The 16,169-nt window shown below is 65.8% G+C and carries 14 protein-coding genes; 1 reads left to right on the top strand and 13 read right to left on the bottom strand.

The window, feature by feature from the left end; all coding sequences use genetic code 11:
- Positions 1 to 46 precede the first annotated feature (46 nt).
- The 9 genes from ytfQ to chvE (RAH32_RS11055) all read right to left on the bottom strand — a co-directional run bounded on the left by ytfQ (position 47) and on the right by chvE (RAH32_RS11055) (position 11,208).
- Positions 47 to 1,006, bottom strand: coding sequence for a galactofuranose ABC transporter, galactofuranose-binding protein YtfQ (gene ytfQ / locus RAH32_RS11095; protein WP_306608001.1), 960 nt, complete (start codon positions 1,004 to 1,006; stop codon positions 47 to 49).
- 55 nt (positions 1,007 to 1,061) lie between these two features.
- Complete coding sequence (locus RAH32_RS11090) at positions 1,062 to 2,576, bottom strand: aldehyde dehydrogenase (NADP(+)) (protein WP_306608000.1); 1,515 nt, start codon at positions 2,574 to 2,576, stop codon at positions 1,062 to 1,064.
- 10 nt (positions 2,577 to 2,586) lie between these two features.
- Positions 2,587 to 3,498, bottom strand: coding sequence for a Gfo/Idh/MocA family protein (locus tag RAH32_RS11085; RefSeq protein ID WP_306607999.1), 912 nt, complete (start codon positions 3,496 to 3,498; stop codon positions 2,587 to 2,589).
- Positions 3,498 to 5,240: an L-arabinonate dehydratase gene (gene araD, locus RAH32_RS11080; protein WP_306607998.1), complete on the bottom strand. Its 1,743-nt coding sequence runs from the start codon at positions 5,238 to 5,240 to the stop codon at positions 3,498 to 3,500. The genes RAH32_RS11085 and araD overlap by 1 nt, the downstream gene beginning before the upstream one ends.
- Before the next feature lie 9 nt (positions 5,241 to 5,249).
- A complete protein-coding gene (gene araD1 / locus RAH32_RS11075; RefSeq protein WP_306607997.1) occupies positions 5,250 to 6,239 on the bottom strand; it encodes an AraD1 family protein in 990 nt (329 codons plus the stop codon).
- A gap of 3 nt (positions 6,240 to 6,242) precedes the next feature.
- The gene (mmsB, locus tag RAH32_RS11070) at positions 6,243 to 7,448 is read right to left on the bottom strand and encodes a multiple monosaccharide ABC transporter permease (protein ID WP_306607996.1); all 1,206 of its coding nucleotides are present in this window, start codon (positions 7,446 to 7,448) and stop codon (positions 6,243 to 6,245) included.
- Positions 7,445 to 8,977, bottom strand: a complete 1,533-nt coding sequence (gene mmsA / locus RAH32_RS11065; RefSeq protein WP_306607995.1) for a multiple monosaccharide ABC transporter ATP-binding protein — start codon at positions 8,975 to 8,977, stop codon at positions 7,445 to 7,447. The genes mmsB and mmsA overlap by 4 nt, the downstream gene beginning before the upstream one ends.
- A 50-nt stretch (positions 8,978 to 9,027) precedes the next feature.
- Positions 9,028 to 10,089: a multiple monosaccharide ABC transporter substrate-binding protein gene (gene chvE, locus RAH32_RS11060; RefSeq protein ID WP_373429705.1), complete on the bottom strand. Its 1,062-nt coding sequence runs from the start codon at positions 10,087 to 10,089 to the stop codon at positions 9,028 to 9,030.
- 63 nt (positions 10,090 to 10,152) lie between these two features.
- Positions 10,153 to 11,208, bottom strand: coding sequence for a multiple monosaccharide ABC transporter substrate-binding protein (gene chvE, locus RAH32_RS11055; RefSeq protein ID WP_306607994.1), 1,056 nt, complete (start codon positions 11,206 to 11,208; stop codon positions 10,153 to 10,155).
- Positions 11,209 to 11,327: 119 nt separating this feature from the next.
- Here chvE (RAH32_RS11055) and RAH32_RS11050 point away from each other — a divergent pair, with 119 nt between their 5' ends.
- Entirely contained in the window at positions 11,328 to 12,272 is a 945-nt protein-coding gene (locus RAH32_RS11050; protein ID WP_306607993.1) for a LysR family transcriptional regulator, read from the top strand.
- Here RAH32_RS11050 and RAH32_RS11045 read toward each other — a convergent pair.
- From RAH32_RS11045 to RAH32_RS11030, 4 genes are read right to left on the bottom strand one after another with little or no spacing between them, the layout of a single operon-like run.
- Positions 12,250 to 13,053: an ABC transporter permease gene (locus RAH32_RS11045; protein ID WP_306607992.1), complete on the bottom strand. Its 804-nt coding sequence runs from the start codon at positions 13,051 to 13,053 to the stop codon at positions 12,250 to 12,252. The two genes, RAH32_RS11050 and RAH32_RS11045, sit on opposite strands and share 23 nt — an antisense overlap.
- Positions 13,050 to 13,931: an ABC transporter permease gene (locus tag RAH32_RS11040; RefSeq protein ID WP_306607991.1), complete on the bottom strand. Its 882-nt coding sequence runs from the start codon at positions 13,929 to 13,931 to the stop codon at positions 13,050 to 13,052. The genes RAH32_RS11045 and RAH32_RS11040 overlap by 4 nt, the downstream gene beginning before the upstream one ends.
- Entirely contained in the window at positions 13,924 to 14,988 is a 1,065-nt protein-coding gene (locus RAH32_RS11035; RefSeq protein WP_306607990.1) for an ABC transporter ATP-binding protein, read from the bottom strand. The genes RAH32_RS11040 and RAH32_RS11035 overlap by 8 nt, the downstream gene beginning before the upstream one ends.
- 56 nt (positions 14,989 to 15,044) lie before the next feature.
- Positions 15,045 to 16,169, bottom strand: coding sequence for an extracellular solute-binding protein (locus RAH32_RS11030; RefSeq protein ID WP_306607989.1), 1,125 nt, complete (start codon positions 16,167 to 16,169; stop codon positions 15,045 to 15,047).

The following is a 16,169-nucleotide window of genomic DNA, read 5'->3' as shown; positions in this document are numbered from 1 at the left end:
CTTCGTCATGGAACACCGGGCCGCGCGGGGCGGCCCGGCGAAAGGCTCAGTAGCCCAGCCCCTTGCGGCGTTCGTATTCGCCGGCGGGATCGTCGGCCTGGGTGTACAGCTTCGATTCCGTCTGGATGAACTTCGGCGGCACCGTGCCGTCCGCCCAATAGGCCGCCAGCGCGTCAAAGGCGGGGCCGGCCATGTTCGGCGTCAGTTCGACGGTGGCATTCGCCTCGCCATTGGCCATGGCCTGGAACAGGTCGGGCACACCGTCGATCGAGACGACCAGAATGTCGCTGCCCGGCTTCAGCCCGGCCTCCTTGATGGCCTGGATGGCGCCCACGGCCATGTCGTCGTTATGGGCGTAAAGCGCGCAAATGTCCTTGCCGCCGTTCTCGGCCTGGAGGAAGCTTTCCATGACCTCCTTGCCCAGGGCGCGGGTGAAATCGCCGGTCTGGCTGCGCACGATGGACAGGTTCGGGTGGTCCTTGATGGCGTTCTCGAAGCCGGTCTTGCGGTCGATGGCGGGGCTGGATCCGGTCGTGCCCTGCAATTCGACGATGCGGCATTCGCGGTCGCCGACTTCCTTCGCCAGCCATTCGCCCGCAACCTCGCCTTCGTGGACCAGGTTCGAGCCCACGGCGGTCAGGTAGAGATCTTCGCTGCTATCCACCTGCCGGTCCAGCAGGACGACGGGGATCTCGGCCTCCTTCGCTTCTTGCAGCACGGAATCCCATCCGGTCGCCACCACCGGAGCCAGCAGGATCGCGTCCACGCCCTGGGCGATGAAGGACCGGATCGCGGCGATCTGGTTTTCCTGCTTCTGCTGCGCGTCCGAGAATTGCAGCTGGATGCCGCGTTCCTCGGCCTGCTGGCGGGTCAGCGTGGTTTCAGCCGCGCGCCAGCCCGATTCGGATCCGATCTGCGAAAAGCCGACAGTTTCGCCTTCGGCAAACGCGCCGCCGGCGGTCATGGCAAGAAATGCCGCTGTTCCCAGCAGGGTCTTGATGGTCATGGTCTTCCTCCCTTTTTGATCCCGCCGGTCCTTTGCCGACGGGTTGATGCAGGGCCTAAAGGCCCCGCAAATCCTCGGGCAACAGCGCCTCGGGGATGTTCTGATAGCTGACCGGGCGCAGGAAACGGCGGATCGCCATGGTCCCCACGCTGGTCGCGCCGAAATTCGTCGTGGCGGGATATGGCCCGCCATGGACCATCGCGTCCGCGACCTCGACCCCGGTGGGCCAGCCGTTCGCCAGGATGCGGCCCGCCTTGCGTTCCAGGATCGGCATCAGCCGCCGGGCCAGGTGCATGTCGCCGTCATCCAGATGCAGAGTCGCGGTCAGCTGGCCCTCCATGGCTTCGGCCACGTCTAGCATCTGGTTTCCGTCTGCGACGGTGACGATCACGCCCATGGGTCCGAACACCTCCTCGGCCAGGGTGTGATCGCGCAGGAATTCCTCGGCCGTGGTCTTGTAGATGGCGGGCAGGGCATTGCGGCCATGGCTTTCGCCCTCGAAGACTGGCGTGGCCACACCCGCTGCACGGTTGGTGCCCGCGCGATAGGCCTCGGCGATACCGTCGGACAGCATGACCTGGGGGCCGATCTTGGCCAGCGCGTCGCCCGCAGCCTTGGCGAAGGCCTCGGCCAGGACGCCCTTGGGCATCACGATCAGGCCGGGATTGGTGCAGAACTGGCCCGCGCCCATGGTCAGGCTGCCCGCCCAGCCTTCCGCCAGCTTGGCACCCCGCGCAGCAAGCGCCTGCGGCAGGACGAAGCCGGGGTTGATGCTGCCCAACTCGCCGAAGAAGGGGATCGGTTCGGGCCGTGCGGCACACAGGTCGAACAGCGCGCGGCCCCCGCGCAGGCTGCCCGTAAAGCCCACCGCCTTGATCAGCGGATGCTGGACGAGGGCCGCGCCGACGTGATGCGTGTTGCCGTGGATGAAGTTGAAGACACCGGCGGGCATTCCGGTCGCCTGGATGGCGGCATGGACGGCCTCGGCCACGATCTCGCCCGTGGCGGGATGGGCGGGGTGGCCCTTGACGACGACCGGGCAGCCCGCCGCCAGCGCCGATGCGGTGTCCCCGCCGGCCGTGGAAAAGGCCAGCGGAAAGTTCGAGGCGCCAAACACCCCGACCGGGCCGATCGGACGCTGGATCAGCCGCAGGTCGGGGCGCGGCAGGGGTTGGCGATCGGGTAGCGCGGGGTCGTGGCGGCGGTCCAGATAATCGCCCTTGCGGATATGGTCCGCGAACAGCCGCAACTGGCCGGTGGTGCGGCCCCGTTCGCCTTGCAGCCGCGCCTCGGGCAGCCCGGTTTCCGCCGTGCCCATTGCGGTGATCGCTTCGGCGCGTGCCTCGATTTCGTCGGCGATGGCCTCCAGGAAGCGGGCGCGGTCTTCGCGGCTGGTGGCGCTGTAGGCAGCGAAGGCCGCCTCGGCTGCCTCGCAGGCGCGGTTCACCAGATCGGCCGTGCCCGCGCTGAAGTCGTGACCGTCGCCCTGGGCGGGGGACGATCTGAATGTGCCTTCGCCATCTAGCCATTCGCCTGCGACCAGATGTTTGCCATGGGGGGTGAAGGTCATTGCAATATCCTCAGAAATGAAAATCCGCGACGGTGTTGCGCCGCCCGAGGGTGAAGGCATCGGCCACCAGAACCATGGGCGCAAGGTCCGCGTCCCGGTTCCCGCCGGAAACCAGCCTTGCCATCCCCGCATAGAGCGCGGGGTATTCGCCCATGATATCGTCGGCGCCCTGGACATGGCCGCCGTCGATTTCCAGCCGGTTGCCGCCCATGCGCAACGCCATCTGTCCGCCGTCTGTTCGGAACTCCATATCCCAGGTCTGCGGGCCTTCCTGGCTGAAGTCGAAATCCGCGCTGATCCCCTGGCTGAACTGCAACCGAGCGGCGATAGGGGCCTGGCGGTTGGCCGGGAAATCCAGATCGGCGGAGAGCAGGCGCACCGGCTGGGGCAGGATCTCGGTCAGGATCGACAGGGCGTTGATGCCGGGGTCGAAGACGCCCATGCCGCCCGCATCGAAGATCCAGTCCTGGCCGGGATGCCATTTGCGCACATCCTCGCGCCAGGTGATGCGGCCTTCATGGACGGTCTTGTCCGCCAGCCAGTCGCGCGCGGCGGCCACAGCCATCGCCATGCGCGAATGCCAGGTGGCATAGATCGTGACGCCCTGCCGTTCGGCCAGATCGCACAGCGCATGAACCTCGGCCAGGGTCGCACCGGGGGGCTTTTCCAGCATCAGGTGGCGGCCCGCCCGCAGCACCGCCTGCGCCGCGTCAAAGCGCGGCACGGGCGGCAGGCACAGGCTGACCACGGGGATGTCGGGCCGCGCGTCCAGCATGGCGTTGATGTCGGTGAAGCGCTCGACGCCTTCCACGGTGCCGTGGCGGCTGACGGTCGCGGCCAGTTCCCAATCCGGGCTGGCCGCAAGCGCGGGCACATGCTGGTCCAGCGCGATCTTCCCGATGCCGACTAACGCGATCTTCATCAGTGGCTGTCCCGTCCGACCGGGTTGCCGCGGCAGCCCTTGAGGAAGTCCAGGTCCGCCCCGGTATCGGCCCCCTCGACATGGGCCTGGTGCAGCCAGGCATAGCCGCTGGTCGGCAGATCATGGCTGGGCCGCCATTCGGCCAGGCGCAGGGCCAGTTCCTCGTCCGAAATGTCCAGATGCAGGCGGCGGTTCGGCACGTCCAGTTCGATCATGTCGCCGTCGCGGACCACCGCAAGCGGGCCGCCCGCCGCAGCCTCGGGAGAGGTGTGCAGGACCACGGTGCCATAGGCCGTGCCCGACATGCGCGCATCCGAGATCCGCACCATGTCGGTGATGCCCTTGCGCAGCACCTTGGGCGGCAGGCCCATGTTGCCGACCTCGGCCATGCCGGGATAGCCCTTGGGGCCGCAGTTCTTCATCACCATCACGCAGGTCTCGTCGATATCAAGCGACTCGTCCTCGATCCGGGCCTTGTAGTCGTCGATATCCTCGAACACGACCGCGCGGCCGCGATGGACCAGCAGATGCGGGCTGGCGGCCGATGGCTTCAGCACCGCCCCCTTGGGCGCAAGGTTTCCGCGCAGCACCGCGATGCCGCCCTGGGCCGTCAGCGGGCGGTCGGCGGGCAGGATCACGTCCTCGTTCCAGTTGACGACATCCTTGACCTCGTCCCAGATCGAGGCGCCGCTGACGGTCAGCGCGTCCTTGTGCAGAAGCCCGGCTTCGCCCAGCCGCTTCAGCACCACCGGCAATCCGCCGGCATAGAAGAACTCCTCCATCAGGTATTGCCCCGAGGGCATCAGGTTCACGATGGTCGCCACGTCGCGGCCGCAGCGGTCCCAGTCGTCCAGCGTGATGTCCACCCCCACCCGGCCCGCGATGGCCAGCAGGTGGATCACCGCATTGGTGGACCCGCCGATGGCGCCGTTGGTGCGGATGGCGTTTTCGAAGGCTTGCCGTGTCATGATGTCGCTGGGCTTCAGGTCGTCCTTGACCATCTGCACGATCCGCCGCCCCGACAGTTGGGCCATGACGCGACGGCGCGAATCCACCGCCGGGATCGCGGCGTTGCCCGACAGCGCCATGCCAAGCGCCTCGGCCATCGAGGCCATCGTCGAAGCCGTGCCCATCGTATTGCAGGTGCCGGTGGATCGCGACATCGAGGCCTCGGCCTCCAGGAACTCCTCCTGCGTCATCTCGCCTGCCTTCACGGCCTCGGAGAACTTCCACAGATGCGTGCCGGACCCGACGCGCTCGCCCCGGAAGTAGCCGTTCAGCATCGGCCCGCCGGTCACGACGATCGAGGGGATGTCGCAGGACGCGGCCCCCATCAGCAGCGACGGCGTGGTCTTGTCGCAGCCGACCAGCAGCACCGCGCCGTCCATCGGCTGGCCGCGAATGGTCTCCTCGACCGCCAGTGCGGCCAGATTGCGGAACATCATCGCGGTGGGGCGGAAGGTGTTTTCGCTGGCCGAGAAGACCGGCACCTCGACCGGAAAGCCCCCAGCCTCCCACACGCCCGCCTTCACCTTTTCGGCCAGTTCGCGCAAATGGCCGTTGCAGGGCGTGAGATCCGCCCAGGTGTTCAGGATGCCGATCACCGGGCGGCCGTCGAACAGGTCATGGGGCCAGCCCTGGTTCTTCATCCAGCCGCGATGATAAATGGTGTCGCGCGAGGTGCCGCCATACCAGTGCTGGGAACGAAGCTGGCGGGGCCAGGGGGCGGGTTTGAAGGTCATCTTGGGCCTCTAGAGAGTGGCGACGGCGACGGGGGTTGCGCCGTTCTGCTGCTGGTCCAGCGGGTTCGAGAGCGGCAGGCCGAAACCCGGCGCCTCGATCTGGAAGACATCGCCGCCCTGCGCCTTGATGCCGTCGGCGAAGGACAGGGTGGCGGTGCCGAAGAAATGCACATGCACGTCGCCCGGTTGGCGGAACAGCGCATATTTGAAGTGGTGGTGTTCCAGATTCGCCAGCGAATGCGACATGTTGGATTCACCCGACAGGAAGGGCTTTTCCCAGATCGTCTGGCCACCCCGCAGGATGCGGCTGGTGCCCTCGACATGCTGCGGCAGATCGCCGACCAGCATCTCGGGGCCGTAGCTGGCCGGGCGCAGCTTGGAATGGGCAAGCCAAAGGTAGTTGCCGCGTTCGGTCACATGGTCGGAAAACTCGTTCGCCAGGGCAAAGCCCAGGCGGAAGGGCGTGCCGTCCAGGCCGATCAGGTAAAGGCCCGCGATCTCCGGCTCCTCGCCCGCATCCAGCGCGAAGCCGGGGGATACCAGCGCCGCGCCGGGGGCGACCGCGTTGACGCCATTACCCTTGTAGAACCATTCGGGTTGCACGCCGACCGCTCCGCCCTGCGGCTTGCCGCCTTCCAGTCCCATGCGGAACATCTTCATGCTGTCGGTCAGCGCCTCGGCATCGGCCTTGGCGTGCATCGAATTGCGCGTGGCGGCGCTGCCCAGATGCGTGAGGCCCGTGCCGGTCAGGTGCAGGTGCGCCGGGTCGTCGTGGTCCAGCGGCAGCAGCACCCGCCCTTCGGCCAGGGCGGCGGCCAGATCGACGGCCTCGCCCTGCCCGCGCGCCTTCACCTCAGCCTCAAGGCCATGGCCGGCGGCGATGGCGGCCTGCGCCAGGTCGCGGGTGGAACGCGCACCCGGCACGATCCAGGCACTGTCGTTCTCTCGTGCAGCGACAGCCCGGTCCCCGCCGGGGCTTTTCAGTTGCGACAGGAACATGGTTCAGCCTTGCTTGGTCTTGTTGTAAACGTCGAAGATCACGGCGGCGAGCAGCACCAGCCCCTTGATGACCTGCTGGTAGTCGATGCCGATGCCCATGATCGACATGCCGTTGTTCATCACGCCCATGATGAGGGCGCCGACCACGACCCCGATGATGCGTCCCGATCCCCCTGTCATCGAGGCGCCGCCGATGAACACGGCCGCGATCACGTCCAGTTCGAACCCGACGCCTGCCTTGGGCGTGGCGCTGTTCAGGCGCGCGGTGACGATCATGCCCGCCAGGGACGCCAGAACGCCCATGTTGACGAAGGTGAAGAAGACCAGCCGCTCGGTCTTGATGCCTGACAGTTTCGCCGCCTTCTCGTTCCCGCCCAGGGCATAGATGCGCCGCCCCGTGGTCGTCGATTCGGTGAAGAAGGCGTAAAGCACGATCAGCACCGACATGATCAGCAGCACGTTCGGCAGGCCCCGGAAGCTGGCCAGCTTCCAGCCCACGAACAGCAGGGCGATCACCACCACGGCATTGCGCGCCCAGAAGAAGCCTGCAGGCTCGGGGGCGATGCCGAATTCGGCCTCTCGGGCGCGGCCCCGGATGCCCGCCCAGACGATGGCGGCGGCGGCCACCGCGACCAGGATCAGGGCGGTGAAGTTCGGCTTGTCGGCGCCGAACAGGTCGGGGATGAAGCCGGTGGACAGCGCCTGGAAGGACCGCTCGAACGGGCCGATGTTCTGGCCGCCCAGCAGCCACAGCGTCAGGCCGCGAAAGACCAGCATCCCCGCCAGCGTCACGATGAAGGACGGGATGCGCCAATAGGCGATCCAGTAACCTTGCGCGGCGCCGATCAGCCCGCCCACCACCAGAACCATGGGGATCACCATAAGCACCGGCAGGTCGTATTGCACCAGCAGCATCGACGCCACCGCGCCCGTGAAGGCCGCGACGGATCCCACCGACAGGTCGATATGGCCCGCCACGATCACCAGCAGCATCCCCAGCGCCATGATGATGACATAGCTGTTCTGCAGGAACAGGTTGGTGATGTTCTGCGCCGACAGGAAGTCCACGCCCTGCACGGCGCGCACGATGATGAAAAAGAACAGGACGATGGCGATCAGCGCCAGCATCATCCCGTTCTCGCGCAGGTGGCTGCCCAGATGGGCGCCGATCCCCGACGGGGCCGGCTTGTTCGTTTCGGCGGTGCTCATGCGGCGTCCCCCTTCATTCCGTCTTGCAGGATCAGGGCCATGATCCGTTCCTGGCTGGCCTCGGCGCGGGTCAGCTCACCGGCGATCCGGCCCTCGTTCATTACATAGATGCGGTCGCACATGCCCAGCAGTTCAGGCATTTCCGAGCTGATCATGACGACGCCGTGGCCCTGCCCTGCCAGCTCGTTCATAATGTTGTAGATTTCGAACTTGGCGCCCACGTCGATGCCGCGCGTGGGTTCGTCCAGGATCAGCACCTTGGGATCGGTGAACAGCCACTTGGACAGCACCACCTTCTGCTGGTTGCCGCCCGACAGGTTCACGACCCGCTGGAAGACCGTGGGCGTGCGGATGTTCATGGCCTTGCGGTATTTTTCGGCCACCTGCTGTTCGCGCCCTCGCGACAGCACCGCCCCCTTCGAGATGCCCTCCAGGTTCGCAAGCGAGATGTTGCGCAGGATCGGCTCGTCCAGGATCAGGCCCAGGACCTTGCGATCCTCGGTCACATAGGCCAGCCCGGCGTCGATGGCCTTGGACACGGTGGACAGATCCGGCTTGCCACCCGCCAGGGTCACCTCTCCGCGAATGTCGCGGCCATAGCTGCGGCCGAACAGGCTCATGGCAAATTCGGTGCGCCCCGAGCCCATCAGGCCGGCGATGCCCACGATCTCGCCCTTGCGGACGGTCATGGACACGTCGCGGATCACCTGACGCGGCTGTTCGGGATGCATGACGGACCAGTTCCGCACCTCCATCAGCACCTCGCCGATCTTCGGCGTGCGGTCCGGGTATCGGTGGGCCATGTCGCGGCCCACCATGTCGCGGATGATCCGGTCCTCGGTGATCTCGCTGCGGTCCAGCGTGGATACCGTCGATCCGTCGCGGATCACCGTTACGCGGTCGGCGACGCGGCGGATCTCGTTCAGCTTGTGGCTGATGATGATCTGGGTGACGCCCTGGCCCTTCAGTTCCAGCATCAGGTCCAGCAGCTTCTGGCTGTCGTTTTCCTGAAGCGCGGCGGTCGGTTCGTCCAGGATCAGCAGGCGCACGTTCTTGGCAAGCGCCTTGGCAATCTCGACCAGCTGCTGCTTGCCGACGCCCAGCTTTTCCACCTTGGTGGTCGGCGCCTCGGTCAAGCCCACCTTCTTCAGCAGGGCTTCGGTCTTCTGGTAGGCCAGCGGCCAGTTGATGACGCCGCCCTTGGCGACCTCGTTGCCCAGGAACAGGTTCTCGGCCACGGACAGAAGCGGGACTAGGGCCAGTTCCTGGTGGATGATGACGATCCCCGCATGTTCGCTGTCGCGGATGTCGCGAAAGCGGGCGGGCTTGCCGTCATACAGGATCTCGCCGTCATAGCTGCCGTGCGGATAGACGCCCGACAGCACTTTCATTAGCGTGGACTTGCCTGCGCCGTTCTCTCCGCAGATCGCGTGGATTTCGCCTTCGCGGACCGACAGGTTCACGTTGCTTAGCGCCTTGACGCCGGGAAAGGTCTTGGTGATGCCCTGCATCTCGAGGATGGCCGTCATCGTGTTCCTCCGATCGTGTGGGGTCCCGGCGCAAGCCGGGACCACCATGATCACTTCAACTGGTCTTCGGTGTAATAGCCCGAATCCACCAGAACCTCTTTCCAGTTGTCGGCGGTGACCGAGACAGGCTCCAGCAGATAGGACGGCACGACCTTGACGCCGTTGTCATAGGTTTCGGTGTCGTTCACCTCGGGCTCCTTGCCCTCCAGCATGGCGTTGACCATGCCGACCGTGACCCTGGCCAGCTCGCGCGTGTCCTTGAAAACCGTCGAATACTGTTCGCCGTCGATGATCGCCTTGATGCCGGCGATCTCCGCGTCCTGTCCGGTGATGATCGGCATCTTCAGGTCGCCCGAGCCATAGCCCACGCCCTTCACGGACGAGATGATCCCGCGCGCCAGCCCGTCATTGGCCGACAGGACGCCATGAACCTCCTTGTCGCCGTAGTTCGCGGACAGGATGTTGTCCATCCGCGCCTGCGCCGTGGCCGCGTCCCACCGCAGCGTGCCGACCGTGTCCAGGCCCATCTGCCCCGAGGGGATCACGATGTCGCCCGCATCGATCAGCGGCTGCAGCACGCTCATCGCGCCGTCATAGAAGAAATAGGCGTTGTTGTCGTCCGGGCTGCCGCCGAACAGTTCGACATTCCAGGGCTTCTGGTCCGGGAAGCGCTCCTTCAGGCCCTCCACCAAGGCTGTGCCCTGCATCACGCCGACCTTGAAGTTGTCGAAGGTGGCATAATAATCGACGTTGGGCGTTTCGCGGATCAGCCGGTCATAGGCGATGACCTTGATGTCGGACGCGGCCGCGTTTTCCAGCGCGTTCGACAGCGTCGTGCCATCCAGCGCCGCGATCACCAGCACCTTGGCGCCGGTGGTGATCATGTTCTCGATCTGGCTCAGCTGCGCCGGGATGTCATCGTTGGCATATTGCAGGTCGGTCTGATAGCCCGCTTCCTGGAACTGCTTGACCATGTTCTCACCGTCCGCGACCCAGCGCGCGGTGACCTTTTCAGGCATCGAGATGCCCACCTTTTCGTCGGCCGCAGTCGCGGCCAGCGGGACCGCAAGCGCCATGGCGGCAACGGTCAGCATCTGTCTCAGCTTCGTCATTCGCATCCCCTCCCAAGGTGCCGGTCGATCGGGGGGCGGACCTTCCGGCCCGCCCCGCAGGGATCACTTCAACTGGTCTTCGGTGTAGTAGCCGGAATCGACCAGGACCTCTTTCCAGTTCTCCTTGGTCACCGGCACCGGCTCCAGCAGATAGGAGGGCACGACCTTGACGCCGTTGTCATAGGTTTCGGTGTCGTTGATCTCGGGCTCGGTCCCCTTCAGAACGGCATCGACCATACCCACGGTAACACGGGCCAGTTCGCGGGTGTCCTTGAAGATGGTCGAATACTGCTCGCCAGCCTCGATGGACTTGACGGACTGGATCTCGGCGTCTTGGCCTGTGACGATCGGCATCTGCATGTCGCCCGACCCATAGCCCACGCCCTTCAGCGACGACAGGATCCCGATCGACAGCCCGTCATAAGGCGAAAGCACCCCATGAACCTGCTTGTCGGCATAGTTCGACGACAGAAGGTTATCCATCCGCGCCTGCGCCACGGCCGGGTCCCAGCGCAGCGTGCCCACGGTTTCCATGCCGGTCTGGCCGGACCCGATCACGATCGAGCCGTCGTCGACCAGCGGCTGGAGGACTGACATCGCGCCGTCATAGAAGAAGAAGGCGTTGTTGTCGTCGGGGCTGCCGCCGAACAGTTCGACGTTCCAGGGCTTCACGTCAGGAAAGCGTTCCTTCAACCCGTCCACCAGGGTCGTGGCCTGCTGGACGCCGACCTTGAAGTTGTCGAAGGTCGCGTAATAGTCCACATGTTCCGACCCGCGGATCAGCCGGTCATAGGCGATCACCTTGATGTCGGCGGCGGCGGCGTTTTCCAGCGCGTTCGACAGGGTGGTGCCGTCGATGGCGGCGATCACCAGGACGTCCACGCCCTTGGTGATCATGTTCTCGACCTGTGCCAGCTGGTTCGGGATATCATCCTCGGCATATTGCAGGTCGGTCTCGTAGCCGGCTTCCTGCAACTGCTTGACCATGTTGTTGCCGTCGTCGATCCAGCGGGCCGACGATTTCGTCGGCATGGCGATGCCGATGGTTTCGGCCATGGCACCGGTCGCCAGCCACGAAACCCCGATCGCCAGCGCGACCGCAGCGGTTCTGAACTTCATCTGTATCCTCCCTGGCGCGGCGTCGCTGGCCGCGCATCCCCCATAGGTCAGAAAGATGTAGCGCAATGCTTTCATGCCGGTAAAATGAGAAAATCGGCAATCTTCATACCGGATTTGATATGTCCTTTCATGTGCTGAAGCCTGCCCAGCTTCGGCTGATCCACGAAGTCGCCCTGCACGGCCAGTTGCAGCTTGCCGCCGAATCCCTGGCGATGACCCAGCCCGCCGCGTCCCGGATGCTGGCCGAGGCCGAACGCCAGATCGGCGCGCCCTTGTTCATCCGCCAGCCCAAGGGCATGGAGCCGACCGAGATCGGCACCACCGTCCTGCGCCGCGCCCGCGTCATCCTGCGAGAGATGGCCAGCATCGAGGCCGACGTGCGCGCCCTGCGCGGCGGCTATGCCGGGTCGGTCCGGGTGGGCGCGGTGACGGGACCAGCGGTCAGCTATCTTGTCAGCGCGATCCGCCGGATCAAGGAGGAAAGCCCCGCCGCCGACATCACCGTGGACGTGATGCCGTCACGCGACCTTCTGCTGCAACTGGCGGCCGGAGAGATGGATTTCGTCCTGGGCCGCATCCTGCCGGAATTCGACAGCGACAGCTTCAACATCCTGCCCATGGCGGACGAAAGGGTGGCGCTGATGGCCCGCGCCGATCATCCACTGGCCCGTGCCCGCCTGGTCACGCTGACCGAACTGGTGGGCCAGGAATGGATCATGCAGCAGCGCGGCGCGCCGATCCGCGAAGCGACGCTTGCCGCCTTTGCCAACGTCGGGCTGTCAGAGCCGGACAATATCGTCAACAGCCCGTCGCTTTTGCTGACCATCGCCTATCTGGCGCAGTCGAACGCGATCACGCCGGTTTCGCGCGAGGTCGCCGAACTGCTGATCCGCCCGCCCGTCAAGGCGGGCTTCACGATCCTGCCGACGCCGCAGCCGATCCGAGTGTCTCCCTATTTCCTGCTGGATCTGAAGCGCCGCCCCCTGTCGCCGTTGGGAAAACGCCTGCGGGACGCGGTGGCGCAGATGTCGCGCAGCCCGATCAGGAACGCGGCCGCGCTGTGACCTGCCGGCGCCGGGCGATTTCCCAGGCAATGGCGCCGATGATGGTGGCCGCGATGATGACCAGGGCCAGGGCGTTGACGGCAGGCGTCAACCCGGTGCGGACCTTGGTGGCAATGAACACGGTCAGCGGCGTCTCGAATCCGCGCACGAACAGGGTGGTGTTGTAGTTTTCGACCGATTGCAGGATCGCAAGTCCCCCGGATGCCAGCAGCGCGGGCCGCAGGAAGGGCAGCAGCACCCGGCGGAACACCATCACCCGCGACGCGCCCAGGCCAAGGGCCGCTTCCTCCTGCGTGCGATCGAAGCGTTGCAGCCGCGCCATCACCATCAGCATGACATAGCAGATGATGAAGGTCGTCTGCGCCACCACGATCAGCGCGATGCCCCCGCCCACGCCCACCTGCCGCCACAGGATCAGCGTGGAAATCCCGATCACCACCCCCGGCGTCAGCAGGGGCGAAACCATCACCGCATAGGCCACGCTGCGCGCCCGCGAATGCAGCGTCGTCAGCACCAGTGCGGCCGCCGTGCCCACCGGCAGCGCCACGACCACCACCAGCACCGCCACGATGGCCGAGGTCCAAAGCGCCCTCCACATCGCGGCATCGGCCCACATGGCGGAAAACCATTCCATCGTCGTGCCCTGCCAGGGGATCACGGTGGGGAAGCGGCTGGTGTTGAAGGCCGCGACCGACATGATCATCAGCGGCGCGAACAGATAGATCACGAAGGCCAGCAGATAGAGAACGAACAGGCCCCGGAAAATGCGATCCGCCGTCATTTCGCCACGTCCGTCAGGTTGACGCGGAACAGCCGCAGCGTGACCAGCACCACGGCCAGGCACAGGACCAGCAGCGTCAGCGCATAGGCGGCGCCCCGGTTCCAGTCGCCGCCCTCGAAGAACCAGTTGTAGATGATCTCGGTGAACCAGCGGCTGCCGGGCGACCCCAGCAACGCAGGCGCGACATAGGATCCGGCGGCCAGCATGAAGGTGAAGACGCAGCCCGTGGCGATGCCCGCCTTGGCATGGGGAATGACGACCCGCCAATGCGTCCGCCAGGTGGGCGATCCCAGGTCGCGCGCAGCTTCCAGCTGCGAGCGGTCCAGGCTTTCTATCGCGTTGTAGATCGGCAGCAGCATGAACAGGATATAAGCATAGACCATCCCCGCCAGCACGCCGCCGTCGCCCTGCCAGCGGATCGGCGCGTCGATCAGCCCGATCCCCTGCAGCACCGCGTTCAGCGGCCCGCGATAGGCCAGGATGATGAACCAGGCCAGCGTCCGCAGCACTTCGTTGATGAAGAAGGGGATGATGACCAGCATCAGCGCGATGGAAAGCTGGCCGGGCGTCGCGCGCTGCGCCATCCAGAAGGCGATGGGATAGCAGACGACCAGCGTCAGCGCCGCGACCAGGGCGCTGGCCCAGATCGTCTTGAAGAAGATCGCGCGATGCACGGCCTCGTTCGCCAGATAGGTGAAGTTGTCCAGCGACCAGGTGTCGGCCTCGGACCCGATCTGCGCGGGCGGCAGGTTCGGGCGCAGGGCATAGTCGATCATCATCAGGTTCGGCGCCAGCACCATGGCCGCCAGCCAGATCAGCACCAGCGACAAAAAGATCGTCGCCAGGCCGCCGCCAAAGCGCGCGTAAAGATCACGCATCGGCCAGCACCACCGCATGTTCGGGCGCGAAGAAGAAGCTGGCATCCGTCCCCGGTGCGGGCGCATCAGCCAGCCGGGTCGAAGGCACCGCCGCCGTCAGGGCCGCACCATCGGAAAACTGGCCGTGGACCAAGGCAAAGGCACCCTCGAAATCCATGCGGCTGACGCGGGCGCGCAGGGTATTGGCACCGACGCCGGGCACCAGCGCCTCGGGTCGGACATAAAGCGTCGCGGTCTGGCCGATGGCGACAGCGCCCTGGGCGCGTCCATGAAGTGGACCCAGCGCGGTATCGACGCGCGCCATGCCGTCGCCCACCGCGCTGACCCGCCCCTTGATCGCATTCGTCTCGCCCACGAAGCCGGCCACGAAGGGCGTGGCAGGGTTGTCGTAAAGCTGGCGCGGCGTTGCCACCTGCTGCAACAGGCCTGCCGACATCACGGCTACGCGGTCGGACATGGCTAGCGCCTCGGACTGGTCATGGGTGATGTAGATGAAGGTAACGCCCGTGCGCTTCTGAAGGCTGCGCAGCTCCGCCCGCATGTGCTGGCGCAGCTTCAGATCCAGCGCCGACAGCGGTTCGTCCAGCAGCAGGACATCGGGTTCGACCGCAAGCGCGCGGGCGATGGCGACACGCTGGCGCTGCCCGCCCGACAGTTCGCCCGGCATCCGGTCGCCATATCCTTCCAGCGCGATCAGCCGCAGCAGGTCGTCGGCGCGCCTGCGACGCTCGGCCTTGCCCATGCCGCGCGCTTCCAGCCCGAAGGCGATGTTTTCCCAGACCGGCATCAGCGGGAACAAGGCCAGCGACTGGAAGATCATCGCGGTCGGCCGCTGGTTCGGACCCAGCCCGCGCATGTCGCGCCCGCCGATCAGCACGCGCCCCTCGGTCGGTTCCAGGAAGCCGGCAATCATGCGCAGGATGGTGGTCTTGCCGCAGCCCGAAGGCCCCAAGATCGAAAAGAACTCGCCCGCCTGGACCGTAAAGGACACGTCGCTGACCGCGCGCGTCGAACCGAAACTCATCCCGATCCCGTCAAGCTCGACCGAATGCGACATCCATCCCCCGTATGTTCTTGGTGGGGACAGGGGCTTCCCCCTGTCCCCATGCGTCATCAGGCCGACAGGAAGCGGTCCTGGTATTCGTTGCGCTTGGTCACATACCAGTTTTCCTGGATCGGCCACCACCACAGCTTTTCCAGCGCGTCGCCCGGATAGGCGGCGGCGAAGAAGGCCTTGGCCTGGTCCGACAGCAGGTCGGCCGACCCGACCGCGGTCGAGTTGATCGAGGTCGCGTTGGTATACATCGCCCCCGCTTCCGGCGTCAGGAACCAGTTGATGAAGGCATAGGCATTGTCCAGGTTCTCGGCCCCGGCCGGGATCGACAGCCCCTCCATCCAGGCCAGCGCGCCTTCCTTGGGCGCGATAAAGCCAATCGGCAGCCCCTCCTTGGACAAGGCGGCGGCGGTCGAATCCCAGGTCTGGCCGATGGCCGCGCCGTTGACGCGGAAGGCGCCCTGGGCCTCGTTCTCGTTGTTCCAGAACTGGATGATGTTGCCCTTGCGGGCGACAGCTTCGGCCAGGATCACGTCGAAGATCTCGGTCTGCGCCTCGGGTGACTTGAAGGCGTCCAGCAGCGGGCGCGGCAGCTTGCCCTCGGCCTCAAGCCACAGGCCCAGGCCCACCAGCGCGGAATGGGCGCGCACGGTGGCCTTGCCTGCCGCAGCCTCGCCCCAGATGTCGCCATAGGACGCCGTGCCGTATTCCAGCGGCATCTGGTCGCGGTCGAAGGCCACGGCCTCGGTGCCCCAATCGGTCGGCACCTGGTAACGCTTGCCGTCCACGACCGCGCCAAGGTTGGTCGAATTTTCCCAGGCGCTCGGCAGGACCTTCGCCACCTCGATCTTCGATTCGTCCAGGGGCTGGACCAGGCCGAATTCGACATAGTTCGGCACCCGGTCCACGGTCGGCCAGATCAGGTCGAAGCCGCCGCCATTGTTGGCGCGCAACTGGTTCAGCAACTCGTCATTGGTGCCATAGCCCGTATAGTTCGGCTTGATGCCCGTGGCCTTTTCAAAGGCGCCCAGGATTTCGTCGTTCAGATAGCCTGACCAGGCAAAGATATTCACCGTGCCCGACCCTTGGGCAAAGCCCGGACGCGCCACCAGCGGCGCGGCCAGGGCCAGGCCCGCGGCGGCACCCGCGCCCTTCAGAAGCCCGCGGCGATCAAGTCTGCTCAT

Origin of the sequence: Paracoccus yibinensis, from assembly GCF_030846195.1 — a bacterium.
GTDB lineage: Bacteria > Pseudomonadota > Alphaproteobacteria > Rhodobacterales > Rhodobacteraceae > Paracoccus > Paracoccus yibinensis.
The sequence above is the reverse complement of the archived record's forward strand: the minus strand, read 5'-3'. Positions and strand labels throughout refer to the sequence as shown.

Excerpts from the sequence above, each read along its gene's own strand:
- ytfQ (WP_306608001.1), bottom strand. The coding sequence starts at position 1,006 with ATGACCATCAAGACCCTGCTGGGAACAGCGGCATTTCTTGCCATGACC.
- RAH32_RS11090 (WP_306608000.1), bottom strand. The coding sequence starts at position 2,576 with ATGACCTTCACCCCCCATGGCAAACATCTGGTCGCAGGCGAATGGCTA.
- RAH32_RS11085 (WP_306607999.1), bottom strand. The coding sequence starts at position 3,498 with ATGAAGATCGCGTTAGTCGGCATCGGGAAGATCGCGCTGGACCAGCAT.
- araD (WP_306607998.1), bottom strand. The coding sequence starts at position 5,240 with ATGACCTTCAAACCCGCCCCCTGGCCCCGCCAGCTTCGTTCCCAGCAC.
- araD1 (WP_306607997.1), bottom strand. The coding sequence starts at position 6,239 with ATGTTCCTGTCGCAACTGAAAAGCCCCGGCGGGGACCGGGCTGTCGCT.
- mmsB (WP_306607996.1), bottom strand. The coding sequence starts at position 7,448 with ATGAGCACCGCCGAAACGAACAAGCCGGCCCCGTCGGGGATCGGCGCC.
- mmsA (WP_306607995.1), bottom strand. The coding sequence starts at position 8,977 with ATGACGGCCATCCTCGAGATGCAGGGCATCACCAAGACCTTTCCCGGC.
- chvE (WP_373429705.1), bottom strand. The coding sequence starts at position 10,089 with ATGACGAAGCTGAGACAGATGCTGACCGTTGCCGCCATGGCGCTTGCG.
- chvE (WP_306607994.1), bottom strand. The coding sequence starts at position 11,208 with ATGAAGTTCAGAACCGCTGCGGTCGCGCTGGCGATCGGGGTTTCGTGG.
- RAH32_RS11050 (WP_306607993.1), top strand. The coding sequence starts at position 11,328 with ATGTCCTTTCATGTGCTGAAGCCTGCCCAGCTTCGGCTGATCCACGAA.
- RAH32_RS11045 (WP_306607992.1), bottom strand. The coding sequence starts at position 13,053 with ATGACGGCGGATCGCATTTTCCGGGGCCTGTTCGTTCTCTATCTGCTG.
- RAH32_RS11040 (WP_306607991.1), bottom strand. The coding sequence starts at position 13,931 with ATGCGTGATCTTTACGCGCGCTTTGGCGGCGGCCTGGCGACGATCTTT.
- RAH32_RS11035 (WP_306607990.1), bottom strand. The coding sequence starts at position 14,988 with ATGTCGCATTCGGTCGAGCTTGACGGGATCGGGATGAGTTTCGGTTCG.
- RAH32_RS11030 (WP_306607989.1), bottom strand. The coding sequence starts at position 16,169 with ATGAGCAGACTTGATCGCCGCGGGCTTCTGAAGGGCGCGGGTGCCGCC.